10 protein-coding genes are annotated in these 14,111 nt (G+C 71.4%); 4 read left to right on the forward strand and 6 right to left on the reverse strand.

Annotated features, from left to right (window positions below; genetic code table 11):
• The first annotated feature begins 71 nt into the window (after window positions 1-71).
• Window positions 72-1,103 (forward strand): methyltransferase, encoded by a 1,032-nt coding sequence (locus ACFPIH_RS20960; protein WP_381174366.1) that lies wholly within the window; start codon window positions 72-74, stop codon window positions 1,101-1,103.
• A 137-nt stretch (window positions 1,104-1,240) separates the two neighbouring features.
• On the opposite strand, the gene ACFPIH_RS20965 is transcribed toward ACFPIH_RS20960, so the two are convergent.
• Complete coding sequence (locus ACFPIH_RS20965) at window positions 1,241-2,143, reverse strand: LysR family transcriptional regulator (protein WP_381174368.1); 903 nt, start codon at window positions 2,141-2,143, stop codon at window positions 1,241-1,243.
• A 248-nt stretch (window positions 2,144-2,391) separates the two neighbouring features.
• Here ACFPIH_RS20965 and ACFPIH_RS20970 point away from each other — a divergent pair, with 248 nt between their 5' ends.
• From ACFPIH_RS20970 to ACFPIH_RS20980, 3 genes are all read left to right on the forward strand, one after another.
• Window positions 2,392-3,303: an LLM class flavin-dependent oxidoreductase gene (locus ACFPIH_RS20970; RefSeq protein ID WP_381174370.1), complete on the forward strand. Its 912-nt coding sequence runs from the start codon at window positions 2,392-2,394 to the stop codon at window positions 3,301-3,303.
• Window positions 3,303-3,866 (forward strand): hemerythrin domain-containing protein, encoded by a 564-nt coding sequence (locus ACFPIH_RS20975; RefSeq protein WP_381174372.1) that lies wholly within the window; start codon window positions 3,303-3,305, stop codon window positions 3,864-3,866. The genes ACFPIH_RS20970 and ACFPIH_RS20975 overlap by 1 nt, the downstream gene beginning before the upstream one ends.
• A 63-nt stretch (window positions 3,867-3,929) precedes the next feature.
• Complete coding sequence (locus tag ACFPIH_RS20980) at window positions 3,930-4,283, forward strand: DoxX family protein (RefSeq protein WP_381174374.1); 354 nt, start codon at window positions 3,930-3,932, stop codon at window positions 4,281-4,283.
• Window positions 4,284-4,382: 99 nt separating this feature from the next.
• Here the strand turns inward: ACFPIH_RS20980 and ACFPIH_RS20985 are convergent, their stop codons facing one another.
• The 5 genes from ACFPIH_RS20985 to ACFPIH_RS21005 all read right to left on the reverse strand — a co-directional run bounded on the left by ACFPIH_RS20985 (window position 4,383) and on the right by ACFPIH_RS21005 (window position 13,931).
• Window positions 4,383-9,074: an FtsK/SpoIIIE domain-containing protein gene (locus ACFPIH_RS20985; protein WP_381174376.1), complete on the reverse strand. Its 4,692-nt coding sequence runs from the start codon at window positions 9,072-9,074 to the stop codon at window positions 4,383-4,385.
• A gap of 48 nt (window positions 9,075-9,122) precedes the next feature.
• On the reverse strand, window positions 9,123-10,451 hold the full coding sequence (locus ACFPIH_RS20990) for a hypothetical protein (RefSeq protein WP_381174378.1): 1,329 nt from the start codon (window positions 10,449-10,451) through the stop codon (window positions 9,123-9,125).
• Window positions 10,448-10,975 carry a sigma-70 family RNA polymerase sigma factor gene (locus ACFPIH_RS20995; protein WP_381174380.1) on the reverse strand — a complete coding sequence of 176 codons (528 nt, stop codon included), beginning with the start codon at window positions 10,973-10,975 and terminating at the stop codon, window positions 10,448-10,450. The genes ACFPIH_RS20990 and ACFPIH_RS20995 overlap by 4 nt, the downstream gene beginning before the upstream one ends.
• A 312-nt stretch (window positions 10,976-11,287) precedes the next feature.
• Complete coding sequence (locus ACFPIH_RS21000) at window positions 11,288-11,587, reverse strand: hypothetical protein (protein ID WP_286251603.1); 300 nt, start codon at window positions 11,585-11,587, stop codon at window positions 11,288-11,290.
• Between the two features lie 91 nt (window positions 11,588-11,678).
• Window positions 11,679-13,931 carry a hypothetical protein gene (locus ACFPIH_RS21005; protein WP_381174382.1) on the reverse strand — a complete coding sequence of 751 codons (2,253 nt, stop codon included), beginning with the start codon at window positions 13,929-13,931 and terminating at the stop codon, window positions 11,679-11,681.
• Between the last annotated feature and the right edge of the window lie 180 nt (window positions 13,932-14,111).

Below are 14,111 nucleotides of genomic sequence, written 5' to 3' on the forward strand. Positions count from 1 at the left end.
ACCGGGCCGGGCAACCACCTCTTCGCCGACGTCGACGGCCATCGAGCCGACACTCCCAGGAAGGACACACCGTGAGTCATGAACCACCCCCGGTCTCCGGCAGCGCGCAGGACCGGATCGTCCAGCTGGGCCTGGGCTTCTGGTCGTCCAAGGTGCTGCTGACCGCCGTGGAACTCGGTGTCTACTCGGAACTCGCCAAGGGCCCCGCCGATGCCGCCACACTCGCCGAGCGCCTCGGTCTGCACCCGCGCGGCGCCCTGGACTTCTTCGACAGCCAGGTCGCGCTCGGCCTGCTGGAGCGCACGGACGGCGTCTACCGCAACACCCCTGACACGGGCGCCTTCCTCGACCGGGCGAAGGACACCTACATCGGCGGCCTGCTGGAGATGGCCCAGGAGCAGTGGTACCGCTCGTGGGGCAACCTCACGCAGGCGCTGCGCACGGGCGAGCCGCAGAACAACCTCGGCGGCGCGGACGGTGACCCGTTCGCCGCGCTGTACGCCGACCCGGAGCTGACCAGCCGGTTCCAGAAGGCGATGACCGGTGGCTCGCTCGCAGCCTCGCAGGCACTGGCCGCGAAGTTCCCCTGGGCCAAGTACGACAGCGTCGCCGACATCGGTTGTTCCGAGGGCATCCTGTTGAGCACCGTGCTGACCGCGCACCCGCACCTCGCGGGTACAGGCTTCGACCTGCCCGCGGTCGCGCCGACCTTCGAGGAGACCGTGCGCCGTGCCGGGCTGACCGAGCGGCTGCGCTTCTCCCCCGGCAGTTTCCTCACCGGCGGCCTGCCCACGGCCGAGGTCGTGGTCATCGGCCGGGTGCTGCACGACTGGGACCTCGACACCAAGCGCATGCTGCTGGCCAAGGCGTACGACGCGCTGCCGACGGGCGGAGCGGTCGTGGTCTACGAGTCGATGATCGACGACGAGCGGCGGACCAACGCCTTCGGCCTGCTGACCAGTCTCCACATGTTGCTGGAGAGCCCGGGCGGCTTCGACTACACCGGCGCGGACTGCGTGGGTTGGATGGCGGACGCGGGCTTCAAGGACTGCTCGGCGGAGCCGCTGGACGGGCCGGTCTCGCTGGTCGTGGGCCACAAATGACGGATTCGCGAGGATGAGGGCTTCGCGAGCGGGTGTGAGGGCCACGCTTCCTCTCTCGCGCGGTCTCGCGGGAGACCGGACGTAGTGCCGGCCGTCCTTCCGCCGTCCTTCCGGTGATCTCCGCGGTCAGCCGGAGGTCACTCCTGCGCGTCGGTGTCGCGGCGTACGGCCCCCAGCAGCGCCGCCACCGACGGACAGGCAACCGTACCGGCGCGCATCACGAGAAAGACCTCTCGGGTGAGCTCCGGGCCTTCCAGGTCGACGCGTACGACCGGGAAGCCGGGGCGGTCGGGGACCAGGTCCGGCACCAGGGCGACCCCCCATCCGTGGGAGACCAGGCCCAGCACCGCCTGCATGTCGTCAGTGGCAGCGACCGGGTCCGGCGCGAACCCCGCGCTGTGGCAGGCGTGCAGTGTCAGCCGGCCCAGCGGCGTGGCCTCGTCGAAGATCCAGTGGTCGTCGACGAAGTCCGACAGCGGCCGGGGACCCGCACCCGCCAGTTCGTGGTCGGTCGGGACCGCCAGCCGTATCCGGTCGCTGACGAACGGCTCCTCGCTCAGGCCCGGCACCTCTGGCTCGGGGGTCTGGCCGTAGCGGGAGGCGACCACCAGATCGAGCCGATTGAGCCGCACCGCCTGCCGGGCCTCGCTGCCGCGGGCATCGTGCAGGGTGATCCGCAGCGTCGGGTGCGCGCGCCGCAGCTCGACCAGCGTCGGCACCAGCAGGGCGGGGCCCTCGTGAAAGGGAACCCCGATCCGCAGATCGCCGTAGACCTGCCCGCTGAACTCCAGCAGTTCCGACTCGGCGGTCTCCAGTTGGGACAGGATCAACTCTCCGTGCCCTACCAGGAGTTTGCCCACCGCGGTGAGTGTGGCCTTGCCGTTGGTACGGTCCAGCAGCGGGACACCGGTTTCGGCCTCCAGCGCGGACAGGTGCTGCGAGACCGCGGATCGGGTGTAGTTGAGAGCCTGGGCAGCTCCGGCGATCGATCCGCGGGCCTCGACCTCGCGCAGCAGCAGCAGTTTGCGTACGTCCAGCACCGTCAATCCTGCTTACGTCGAGTGTCAATTACCGTCACCTCAAAGATACAGCGGGGTGGGTGGCCCGACGGCTTTAATGAACTGAACCCGGAGCAGCGGGAATTCACCGGGGCAAGCGGGATTCCCGCCTCCCCCGCGCCGGCACCCCCGGCTGCCCGAGGTGTCCCGAGCGGACCGTACGCCCCCATGCGCAGCACCGCCCGCCCGCAGTTGCCCCGAATCACCGCGAATCACGGGAGAGATCACCGATGCCCGAGCCCACAACACCTCGTCTCCACTCCCTGGAGTTCGGCATCGCGCTGAACCCGGAGGCGGCGCGCTTCGAGGAACTCGTCCGCCTCGCCCAGCTCGCTGACACCCGCGGGCTCGGGCTGCTCGGCGTGATGGATCACCCGTACCTGCCCGGGGTCCTGGATTCCTGGACGCTGATGACCGTACTGGCCGCCCGCACCGAGCGCATCCGGCTCTTCCCCGACGTGGCCAACCTTCCACTGCGGCTGCCGTCCATGCTCGCGAAGGCCGCTGCCTCCCTCGACCTCATCAGCGGCGGCCGGGTGGAGCTGGGCATCGGTGCCGGGGCCGGGGCCGACCAAGGCGGTGGCGGCATGGGAGGTCCGAGCCGTTCCCCGAAGGTGGCGATCGACGCGTTGGAGGAAGCGATCGCGGTGATCCGCCGCATGTGGGCGGGAGGCGACGAGCCCGCGGTCTACGAGGGCGAGCACTATCGCCTGGAGGGTGTGGTGCCCGGTCCCGCCCCCGCGCATCCGATCGGCGTGTGGGTCGGCGCGTATGGGCCGCGGATGATCGAACTCACCGGCCGGCTGGCCGACGGCTGGCTGCCGAGCTTCCCCTACATCGACCCCGCCCGCTACATCGAGTTGAACAAAACGATCGACGACGCCGCCGCGGTGGCCGATCGCGACCCGTCCGAGGTCCGTCGGCTCTACAACATCATCGGCCACATCGACCCGAACGGTTCCACCCCCTTCACCGAGGGGCCCGCGGCCTGGACCGAGCGCATCGTCCACCTGGTCGTCGAAGCCGGTGTCACCGGAATCATGCTGACGCCGATGGCCGACCACGAGCGCCAGATCGAGGTGTTCAGCGAGGAGGTCGTGCCCGCGGTGCTGGAGGCGCTGAGCAAGGAGGAGGGCGCCTGATGGGGGGTGTCGGCGCGGGAACGGGTGAGGGTGGTACGGCGGCGGGCGGCTCGGCCGCCGCGTACCCTGTCACCGCTGCCGGAGAGGCGATGGTCAAGACACTGGTGGCCGCCCACGGGTTGCTGCGGCGCGACCTGGACTCGCTGGACGAGACCCTGCGGCTGCTTGCCTCGGGCGACGCGGCCCGGGTGTCCGAAGTCCGCGGGCGGGTCGACGCGCTGTCGATGCGTCAGGCCGCCTGGCAGCTCAGATCATTTTGCGAGACCTACTGCCAGACCGTTCACGCCCACCACTCCATCGAGGACTTCCGGATCTTCCCCGCGGTGCTCGGAGTGGCCCCCGAACTGGCCCCGATCGTGGACCGGCTCACGGCCGACCACGTGGAGCTCGGGCGCCGGCTGGACACCCTGATGTCCTCGTTGGACGCCCTGCCCGGCCCTGAGCCGGTCTGGAAGGCGGCCCAGGACGCGGTGCGTGAGCTGGGCGAACTCCTCGCGGAGCACCTCGGCCTGGAGGAGGAGCGCATCCTTCCGCACCTGGGCCGCCTGCCCGACTGGGTCTGAGGGCCTGTCCCACGTCCCGCCCCGTCTCCCGTCCGCACAACCGACCGCTTCCCCGGAGCACCGATGTTTGCCACTGTCGTCGTCCTGTCCGCCTTCCTCTCCCTGGTCCTCATGCCCCTGGGTGTGTTCAAACTGATCAACCATCCGATGGCGACCGAGGCCGCCGAGCGGCTGGGGCTCAAGCCGAACCATTCCCGGGCCATCGGCATCCTGGAGATCTCCGGTGCCGCGGGCCTTCTGATCGGCCTCACCTGGGCTCCCCTTGGTGTGGCCGCGGCCGGCTGCCTCATCCTCCTGCTGCTGGGCGCCGCCGCCACCCACTTCAGAGTGCACGACCCCCTCAAGGTGGCGGCCTTCCCCGTGTTCCTCGCCATCCTCTCGGCGGTGACCCTGATCCTCCGCATCAAGACCGCCTGAGCCGTCCGCGGGTGGGACGGCCACAGAAGTCCGGCCGGGGTGCCGAGGCAGTGCCCGGGAAGCCCTCACCTCCCAGGTGCCGGCGTCGTCTCGTCGGTGTCAGGCGGCCCCGTCCGTCGTCCCGTCGAGCACGGTCTCCGGGACCTGCACGTTGATCAGTTCCCCGGAGCGCGGGTCGACGGTGAGGCCACGGCCGGGCTTGCGCCCGCGCAGGTGGGCGTGGGCGAGGCGGGCGCCGACGAAGTCGCCCTCCAGGATGCTCTGCGGGCCGAGGAGGACGCCCTTGCGGTGCCGTTTCAGGGCGCTGAGCCAGCCCATCGCGCCCGTCATGGTCTCCGCGGTGGCGGCGATGACGATGCCGATGCCCCGGTCCCTGCCCGACTGGGCCAGGGAGCGAAGGTTCTGGTCGATGTCCGGCAGGACGAACAGGTCGGCGTCGTCCACCATGACGACCCGGGGTCCGCTGCCGGATTCCAGGGCCTCGGTGAACTCCTCGACCGTGGGTTCCGTCGCGGTGACCAGCCGTACTCCCGGATGGTCGCCGAGGGTGCGCAGCGGCGACTCCCGGGGGGCGAGGATCACCAGGCGGGTGCCGGAGGCGAGCAGCGAGACCGCCAGTGCGGCGAGGGTGGTGCTGCGTCCGGAGCCCGGCGGGCCGACGACCGAGAAGGTCGGTGAGGTGTCCGCGAAGTCCACGCCCACGGGCGAGACGTCGTCGCCCCCGAGTCCCAGCAGGCCCCACATCGGCCGACGGAACTCCGCTCCCACCTTCTCGTACGCGTCCGTGAAGGTCACCTTCACCGGCAGCGTGCCGATGCGGGCGGGCCTGCGGTCCGCGGGGAGTCCGGTGTCGCGCCGGGTCGCCTCGGCGCCGATCCGGCGCAGCGCCTCGGCCTGCTCCTGCCCGGCGGCACCGGGTGCGAGCAGCGCCACCTGGATCTCGGTACCGCCGTCGGAGCTCCAGCCGCGGCCGGGCTGGATGATGTCGGGCATGTCGCGCGAGCGCTTGCCGACGGCGTGGTAGTCGGTCCGGTCGTTCAGGCGCAGCAGCAGCTTGTTGTCGTTGAGCGCGGTGGCCCGTCCGGACAGCAGGGCCCGTTCGGAGGTGGCGACGACATGCAGGCCCGCGGCGGCGCCCTCTCTCAGCAGCCGGTTGAGCAGCTCCACCAGACGGCCGCCGTTGTGGTCGGCGACGGCCTCGATCAGCGCGTCCCAGCCGTCGATGAACACCATGATGTGCGGCGGGCGGGCACCGGCACCGACGATCTCGCGCAGCTCGGTGAGGTTGCTCGCATGGTGCTCGGTGAGGCGTTCCTGTCGCCGTTCCAGTTCCGCGTCGAGTCTTGCGAACAGCCGTTCCAGCCGCTCGAGGTCACCACGGGGCACCACGGCGCCGCAGTGCGGGAGCACGCCCAACGCCGTCAGCGCGCCACCGGCGAAGTCGATGCCGTAGAGGTGGACGTCGGCGCTGGAATGGCCTTGGGCCAGGGCTCCGGCCATGGTGCGCAGCACCTGGGAGCGGCCGGAGCGCGGGATGCCGATGACGTACAGATGCCCGAACTCGGCGAGGTCCAGGCGGACGGGCAGCTGTGCCTGTGCTTCGGGCAGGTCCGACAGGCCCCACGACACCGGGGCGAGGCGGGCGCCGCCGGACTCCTCGGGCTGCGGCAGGTCGTCGATCAGGACGTCCGCGCCGAGGGCCGGCAGCCAGGGGCTGGGCTGGGGGGCGCAGCCGGCGATCCGCGCCGCCTCGGACAGCGCCTCCACCAGCGCGTTGAGGTCGGTGGGGACATCGTCGACCGCCATGTCCGCCGCGGTCTCCCCGCCGGGCTCCGACTCGGCCGTGCCGGGCAGGCCGAGGGAGCGGCCGAGGCGCTGCCAGTGCAGTTCGGTGCCCCAGATGCGGGACTCCTCCACGGGCTGCTGCTCCCCGGGATTCGGGGAGGGCTTCGCGCCGGGCAGGGGGGTGCCGGCGTAGGCGGTCTGGAAGGGTACGACCGTGCCGTGGCCGAGGCGGGCGAGTGCGCGGCCGGGGGTGGCCGCGGAGATGCTGACGGCGTCCTTGGTGTCGATGACGTCCTGGCTTTCCGAGGAGTCCGTGACCCGCAGCGCGATCCGCAGATTGGTGTTGGCCCGGATGTCGGAGTTGACCACTCCGGCCGGGCGCTGGGTGGCCAGGATCAGATGGATGCCCAGGGAACGGCCGCGCTGGGCGATGCTCACCAGGCCGGGGATGAAGTCCGGGATCTCCCGGTACAGGGTGGCGAACTCGTCGATGACGATCACCAGCCGGGGCACGGGCGCCAGCTCCGGGCTGCGGCGGCGCATGCCCTGGTACTCGGGCAGGTCCTTGGCCCCGGCGTCGGCCAGGATGTGCTCGCGTCTGGTGAGTTCGGCTGCCAGCGAGGTCAGCGCGCGCTGGACCAGATGGCTGTCGAGGTCGGTGACCATGCCGAGGGTGTGCGGCAGGTCCACGCAGTCCTTGAAGGCACTGCCGCCCTTGTAGTCGACCAGGACGAAGGTCAGCTCGTCCGGACGGTTGACCGCCGCGAGCGCGGCCACGAAGGTCTGCAACAGCTCGGACTTGCCGGAACCGGTGGTCCCCGCCACCAGGCCGTGCGGGCCGTCCTTCACCAGGTCGAAGGCGGCCGGTCCGTCGTAGCCGGCGCCCAGCAGGACGCCGGTGGACGCCGGGCGCCGGTCCCAGCGGGCCGCGATCTGCTCGGCGGTCGGCTCGGGCAGCCCGAGGAGTTCGAGCAGCCCGACCTTCGTGGGCAGGCCCTCGGAGGCGTCCGGGGTGACGTCGCGGATCGGGGCGATGCCCCGGGCCACACGTTCGCACCAGTCCGGCTCGACCAGGTCAGGACGGATGTCGGGGACGTCGGGCTGTCCGGTGCGGCGCAGGGTCAGCCGGTGGTTCTCGTGGCGGACCACGGCGCTGCACTCCTCCGGAAGGAGCCGTTCCTCCTGGTCCAGGCAGAGCGGGAAGATCCGGACGGCCGGGCCCTCCTTGAGGATCGAGACCACACCGGGTACGTCGCGCAGGCGCCGGGCGCCGTCCATCACCACCAGGACGTCCGGTTCGCTCAGCAGCGCCTTGCTCATGGTGGACTCGGCCGCCCGCTGGCGGGTGCGCAGGATGGAGACCAGTTCGGCGACCCGGTTGGCCACCGTCTCCGGGTCGTTGCCGATCAGGGCGACGGCGCCGCCACGAGTGCCGGGCAGGCCGTCCCGGGAGTGGGGCAGCCAGCGCGCCCAGTGCCAGGAGTCCTGCGAGGCCTTGTCGGTGAGGACGACGATCCGCAGGTCGCGCGGGGTGTGCAGGACCGCGGCCTGGGCGGTCATCCAGCGGGCCAGGGCCTGGACCGGTCCGGTCGCGCCGGCCAGACCCACCACGCCGTTCTCGACCAGGTCGACGCCGACCGGGGCGTCCGGGATCGTCCAGTGCACCGCCGTGTGGTTGTCCTCGCGGGCCGTGTCGTCGATGCCGAGCAGGGACGGCTGCGGGGCCGTGCCGATGCGCAGGGCCAGGTGGTCCGGGTCGCCACGGCGACGCTCCCACAGCCTGCGGCCCGGGCCGACCGCCCACAGTCCGGCGACCGCCGGATCGGGCGCGCTCTCGGTGCGCAACCGCCGCTCGTTGGCGACCTTCTCCCGGACGTCCTCCTCCAGCGAGGACCGGCGCTGCCGGTAGACGCGGGACCTCTCCTCGTAGTCCTTGCGGGCCTGCCGTCGTCCGCTGACGTAGTTCGCCGCGACCAGCACCGGCGACAGGAACATGAAGATCAGGTAGAAGTACGAGTTCAGGAACAGCATCATCGACACGCCGAAGACCATCGGGGCGAGGCTCACCAGCAGCGGGATCGGCCTGCGGCCCGGAGGGTCGGGCGGTCCGGGGAGCCTGAACCGCTCGGGTGCCAGATGGGGCAGGATGCGCGGCGGCCGGTTGTAGTCCAGGCCACCACCGCCCTCGGACGGCACCACCGCCGCGTCCCTGGCCGTCGGTTCGGTCAGCCGCAGCAGATACTCGCCGACGGACAGCTCCGCGTCGACGGCCCACACCTGCCAGCCGCCGGGGATTGCCGTGCTGCCGGCCTCCTGGAACTCCCCGTCCTCGCCGTCCGCGCCGTCCACCTCGTCCTGTTCCGCGAGGGGCAGCAACGGGGTGTTGGGCCGGCCCCGGTGCTCGGGCGGCTCCGGTACGGACAGCCTGGCCGGGCCGCCCTCGCGAAGCTCCACGATCGCCGATCCGTCGGGTCGTACGGTCACCCGGATGCCCTCGCCGGGTATGCCCCGGCCTTCGAGGGGGACGGCCGCGTCCTCCTGCGGGCCGATGCCGTGGGTGCCGAGGGCGAGCGGGTACACGCGCCCGGCGTCCGGGCCGCCCACCACCTGCAGTTCCACCACCGGGGCGTGGTCCGGCCGGTGCGGCTGCGGCATGGCGTCACGCTCGGGGCCGTACGCGCTGACGGCCGGTGCCCGCGGGGTGCCGAGGGCGACGACGCTGCCGTCCATGAGGCGGGTGCCGGCCAGCGGGGTGCCCGGGGCGAGCGCTTCGTCGCCCAGAAAGCAGGCCGGGGCCGGGCCCGGCGCGGGGAGCGGGCCGCCGGTCTCATCGGTCTCGTCGGTGTCCCCGGCGCGCAGCCGGGCCAGGTGTGCGGCGATGTCCTCGACGGGGGTGCTGCCGGACGCGGTGAGCAGGACGTCCTGGCTGCCGTTGCGGTCGCCGTCGGCGACGGTGGTGATGAGGAGTTTCACGTCTCCCCTTGCGGGTGGTTCGGGGGTGGTCATCCGGGGGGTGGTCTTCGGGGTGGTGCTTCGGGAGAGCCCTTGAAGCGGCTAGTCCTCGCGTGTTCCGGAGGAGGCCGCGGTGCTGCGTTCCCGGGTGGTGGTCGGCTCGGCGAGCAGGTTCGAAGCGGTCGCGGTGCGGGTGGGGGCCGTGACCTGCGGGACGGGTTCCGTCTGCGCCTCCTGGAGAACCTCGGCCTCTTCGAGCGGCAGGGCCTCCTGGAGTTCTCGCGTCTCCCCGGCTCCCCCCGGCCGGTGTTCCCGTGCGCGGGGGGCGGGTGTGCCCCGGCGCGGGGTCGACTCGCGGCGCAGTCGGCGGCGGTCCGCGCGGACGGCGGTGACGACGGCCCGGGCCAGCGGTCCGGAGTCCGTGTCCAGCTCCAGTTCCGGCGCGATCACCCGGCCGCGGCCGTCGACCCGGAGGGCCCAGGTGTGCCCCGCGACCCGGCCGTCGGCCAGGCAGACGACGGCCCCGGAGGCGGCGAGGGCGCTCAGGCGCCGGGCCTGCTCGGGGGTGGGGGCGGCGCAGACGACCACGGTCGTGGCGGTGCGGGCGGACTCCCCGATCTCGTCGGGTTCCTGGACCCCGTCGGCCGCGGGGGCGGCCGCCTCCAGTTCCCGCAGCAGCGTGTCGAGCCGCTGCCCGCGGTGCTGCGGATGGACCCCGTCCGCGACCACGACCGAGGCGCCGCTGCCTGGCCGGTCCAGCTGGGCGGCCAGCGCCTGGAGCAGCCGGGTCCGGGCGACGGTGTCCCCCTCGACGGTGATCAGTCGTGGTCCGGCGGCCAGATCGAGGTGGACGCAGGCGTCGTCCGCCATGCCGACGGCGACCGGCAGCGGACGCAGGCGCGCGCCGGCGCGGGTGCCGCCGGGCGGCAGCGCGTCCTCCTCCGTCAGGGGCAGCTCCCAGCGCTGGGGGCCGGGTTCGGCGGGGGCCTCCCAGGGGGCGGGCGGGCCGGGGAGCCGGCGGGCGGCGATCTGTACGGCCGCCCATCCGGGTTCGAGGCGCACGGTGTGCGGTACGGCGCCGGGTGTTCCGGCGAGGGCCGCCGATGCCGCGTCGAGCAGCCGTCGTACGAGCAGGCCGCCCCGGGGGTCGGAGAGCTGCCGGGCCAGGGCGCGTACGCCTCGGCGGTGGCGGCGGTAGGCGCGCAGGGGTTCGCCGAAGGCCTGCCGGGTGAGGGTCAGCTCACGGCCGACGCGCCGCCGGAACGGCCGCCGGCCGCCCCCCTTGCGGATCAGGTGCCGCAGCAGGAGGAACAGCAGGATCAGGACGACGACGGCCACGATGACGACCGTGAGCACCGAGTCGCTCGGCTTTCCGATCGCGAACGCAAAGTCCGGTGTCGGGTCGGCGCTCGTCACGGCGGGCCCGGTCATGCCGCCGCCGGGGTGTCCGCGGGGTGCCGGCGGCGCAGCTCACGTATCGCGTGGTGGGTCCGGGACTTGACGGTTCCCGGCGGAATGCCCAGGGCGTCGGCGGCGTCGGAACCGGTGCAGCCGAGGACGTAGACGTAGAAGAGGACCTCGCGATGGGGGTGCGAGAGCCGGGAGAGGGCGTGGACCATGAAGCGGCGCTGGACGGCCTGGCTCATCGGGTCCACGGGTTCGATGTGCTTGTCCAGCGCGTGGTCGTGCTGGATCTCGGTGTGCACCCGTTCGCGCCGGGACCAGTCGACCACCAGGTTGTGCGCCACCCTCACCAGCCAGGCCCGGGACGGTGACCAGCCGGGGGGCTGGTTCGCGGTGTTCAGCCAGGCGCGTACCAGGGTTTCCTGGACGAAGTCCTCGGCCCGCTGGCGGTCGCCCCGGATGAGGCCCGACACATAGCGCAGCAGGGCACCGTGGTGTTCTTCGTAGAGCCTGCGGGTGGATCCGTCGTGGGAGGGCGTGGGTGTTCTCATAGGTCCCCCAGGGCCGGCATGGATCTTCCTGGGCCGGTCCGGTCGGCGCCGCGGCGGCGGCGTTGGCTGGGCAGGGCTGAGCACGGGTACCCGGGGTGGACTCACGGTTCATGGGTGGAATGTGAGGTTCCGCTGGGAGTCTATGAGCGGTTCTGAATGTTTCAAGACTTTGTGAGAAGAACCTGAGGTTACAGATGAGAACGCACCCGGGAAGCGGACAGGGGCGCCGGTCCGGGGGAAGGACCGACGCCCCTGCGCAAGGGATGCCGACGGAGGGGGAGTTGGAGGCCGGCATCCCGCTTCTGGCGCGGGTCAGCTGGGGATGCCGCCCGCGATCTGCGAGTCGAGGTTGTTGACCGCGTTGCAGATGTCCCGGAACTGCTTGGAGAACTGCGTGATGTTGTTCACTGCCTCCGTCAACGACTTGTTGAAGTTCGCGTAGGAGGTCTGCATCTTCGGGCTGGTGGCCGTCAGCAGCAGGCCGCCCTGGAGCAGGTTCTCGACATCGGCCTGCAGCGAGGACAGCTGGGGGACGAGGGTGTCGCTGACCGCGGAGTCGAGCTTCTTGGCCGTGGCTTCGACTTCCTCGTCGTCGATGACGTTCTTGGGCATGGTGCACCTCGATTTCTGTTGATGGACCCGGCGGCGCCGGAAGAGCGCGTGCGGGAGCTTCGGGGTGGGGCGCCGGGGCGCCCGCGTGGAGTCAGCGCCAGTTCTCACCGAGGGTTCCGAGGGGCGGTTCGGCGCCGCTGCGTTCGTGCTGGGTGACGGACTCCCTCAGGTACCAGCTGCCGTCCTCGGCGCGCTGCCAGATCTCCTGGATCTCGTTGCTGCCGTCGGCGACGAAGCGGGTCCCGGTGTTCTCGTTGGTGACGACCTTGGTGACGGAGCCGTCGGCGCCCGTGTAGTCGGTCCGGGTCACGCCCTCCTGCACCGTGGTCGTCGTCCCCGCAGCGGTGGGGCCGGAAGGATGGCCGCCCGCGTCGACCAGCGGGTTCTCCACCGTGAGATACGCCGGAGGCCGGTCCAGGAACTGCTGGTCGTCCTGCTTGCCCGCCTCGGACTCGAGGTAGGTCTCCTTGTCCATGGTCAGTTCCCAGTCGCCGTCCGGGCGCTTGGTCCAGATCTGGAGGGTGTCCCGGCCGGTCTCGTCGGTGACGTAGCGCTTCATCCACCCGTCGGGCGAGCCCTCGGGGTCGGAGTCCATGTAGACCTTGGTGACGGAGCCGTCGGAACTGCGGATCGTGGTCACGGAGTCGCCGTCGCGGGACAGCGGGTGGTACGTCTCGGAGTACGACAGTCCCGTGTTCTTGTTGGTGACGGTGGTGGTCGTCTCCACAGGGTCGCCGTTCCCGTCGACCTTGATCTCGCCGTTCCCGTCGAGCTGGTACGACACCGTCGTGGTGCTGTTGGCGTCCTCCACGGTGTAGCCCTTGGGCACGAAGGCCTCGTCGGGCAGATCGTCCAGCTGACCGCGCATTCCCCTGAGCCGGCCGACGTCCGGGTCGCGATCCGGGTCCCAGTCGCGCAGCTTGTCGTACTCCTCGCCGAAGGTGTCCTGGAGGTCCTGCTGCCGCTGCTGGAGGGGCTTCTCCTCCTCGGTCAGCGAGGTCTGGGCGGTCTCGGTGTCCGCCTGGTCGTCCCACACCTCCTTCTGGCGGGCCTGGAGGTCCTCGGACTCCCGGTCCAGGGGGTCCATCCGCGTCTGGAGGTCGGCCCGTTCGGCGTCGAGGCCGTTCTGCTTCTTCTCCACGGCGTCCTCGACCTCCTTCTGGGTGGACTTCTCCAGCGCCCAGAGGTCCTTCTGCTTGCTCTGGAGTCCGTCCTGCCGCTCGGAGAGGGGCTCCTGGTCGCGGCTCAGTGCCTCGCGCTCGGCGTCCAGTTGCCGCTGCCGCTCGTTCAGCGGGTCGAACGCCTTCTCCTGATCGCGCTGATCCGCCTCCAGGGCGTCCCAGCGTTCCGCCAGCCCCCTGCCCTCCGTCTCCCACAGGTCGTCCCGCTCCTTCGCCAGGGCGTCCTGCCTGCGCTGCCAGGCGTCGAGGTCCGCCTGGGTGGCGTTCCCCCTGCCGAGCAGCGTCTCGCGTTCCCGCCAGAGGGCTTCCTGCCGTTCCTGGAGGGCGTCCTGCTTGCCGTCGTAGGCCTTCTGCTCCTGCTCGAGGGCGGTGACCTTCTTCTCCATGGCCGCGTCCTGCTGCGCGCGCAGGGCCTTCTCGTCCGCCCAGAGCCGCTGCTGCTCGGCCTGGAGTTCCTCCTGCCGTTTCAGCAGGGGTTCCTGTTCCTTACGGAGGGCCTCGTACTCCTTCTGCAGCTCGTCCCGCCTGGCCTGGAGCTTCTCCTCGCGCTGCCTGAGGAGGTCCTTCTCCTCCTGCCAGAGCCGCTGCTGCCTGGCCTGGAGTTCGTCCTGCTGCTTCAGCAGGGGCTCCCGCTTCCCGGCAAGCTCCTCCTGCTCCCTGTTGAGCGCTTCCTGCCGCTTCTGCTGGGCCGCGGTCTGTTCGTCGATCTTCCGCCGCTTCTCGACCAGGGCGTCCTGGTCCTTCTTCAGGCGCGCCTGCTGGGTCTTGAAGCGGGCCTCCAGGTTTCTGGCCTGGTCCGCGCGGAGCTTGCCGTTCAGCGCCTGCTTGCGTATCTCGTTCTGCCGGGTGGCCTCGTCGCGGACCTGGGCGGTGACCTGCTGGGCCGCGCCCGCGGCGTGGGAGGCGTCCTGGTCGTAGAAGGCCTTGCCCGCCTTGTCGAGGAGGTTGCCGAGGTCGGTCATGACCTGCCAGCCCTCTTTGAACGAGTTCTTCCAGGCGCCGTAGAAGTCCTCCAGCGCCTCGGCGGTCTCCCGGCGGGGGCCGATGTCACCGGCGGCGAACGTCTTGTCCGTCTGCGAGGTGACGTCCAGTTCGTCGCGGAGGTGCCACAGATGGCGGGCGAGGACGGTCATCAGGTCGTAGTCGTAGGAGATGCGCACCATGTCTGCCGTCCTTCCTCGAAGCGGTCGTGTCCCGTGTCGGTGCCGAGCCGCCCTGTAGACGAGGAGTCGGGTCCGGATGGTTCAAAGAGATTTCGTCCGCACCGCGCTGACCGGCGAGAACTGTGGCGTGCGCCACTTTCTTGAACTCTCGGCCCGCCCTGGAACGTCTGCTTCCGGTAC

The sequence above is a fragment of the Streptomyces vulcanius genome (assembly GCF_042653945.1).
In the GTDB taxonomy this organism is placed as follows: domain Bacteria; phylum Actinomycetota; class Actinomycetes; order Streptomycetales; family Streptomycetaceae; genus Streptomyces; species Streptomyces mangrovi.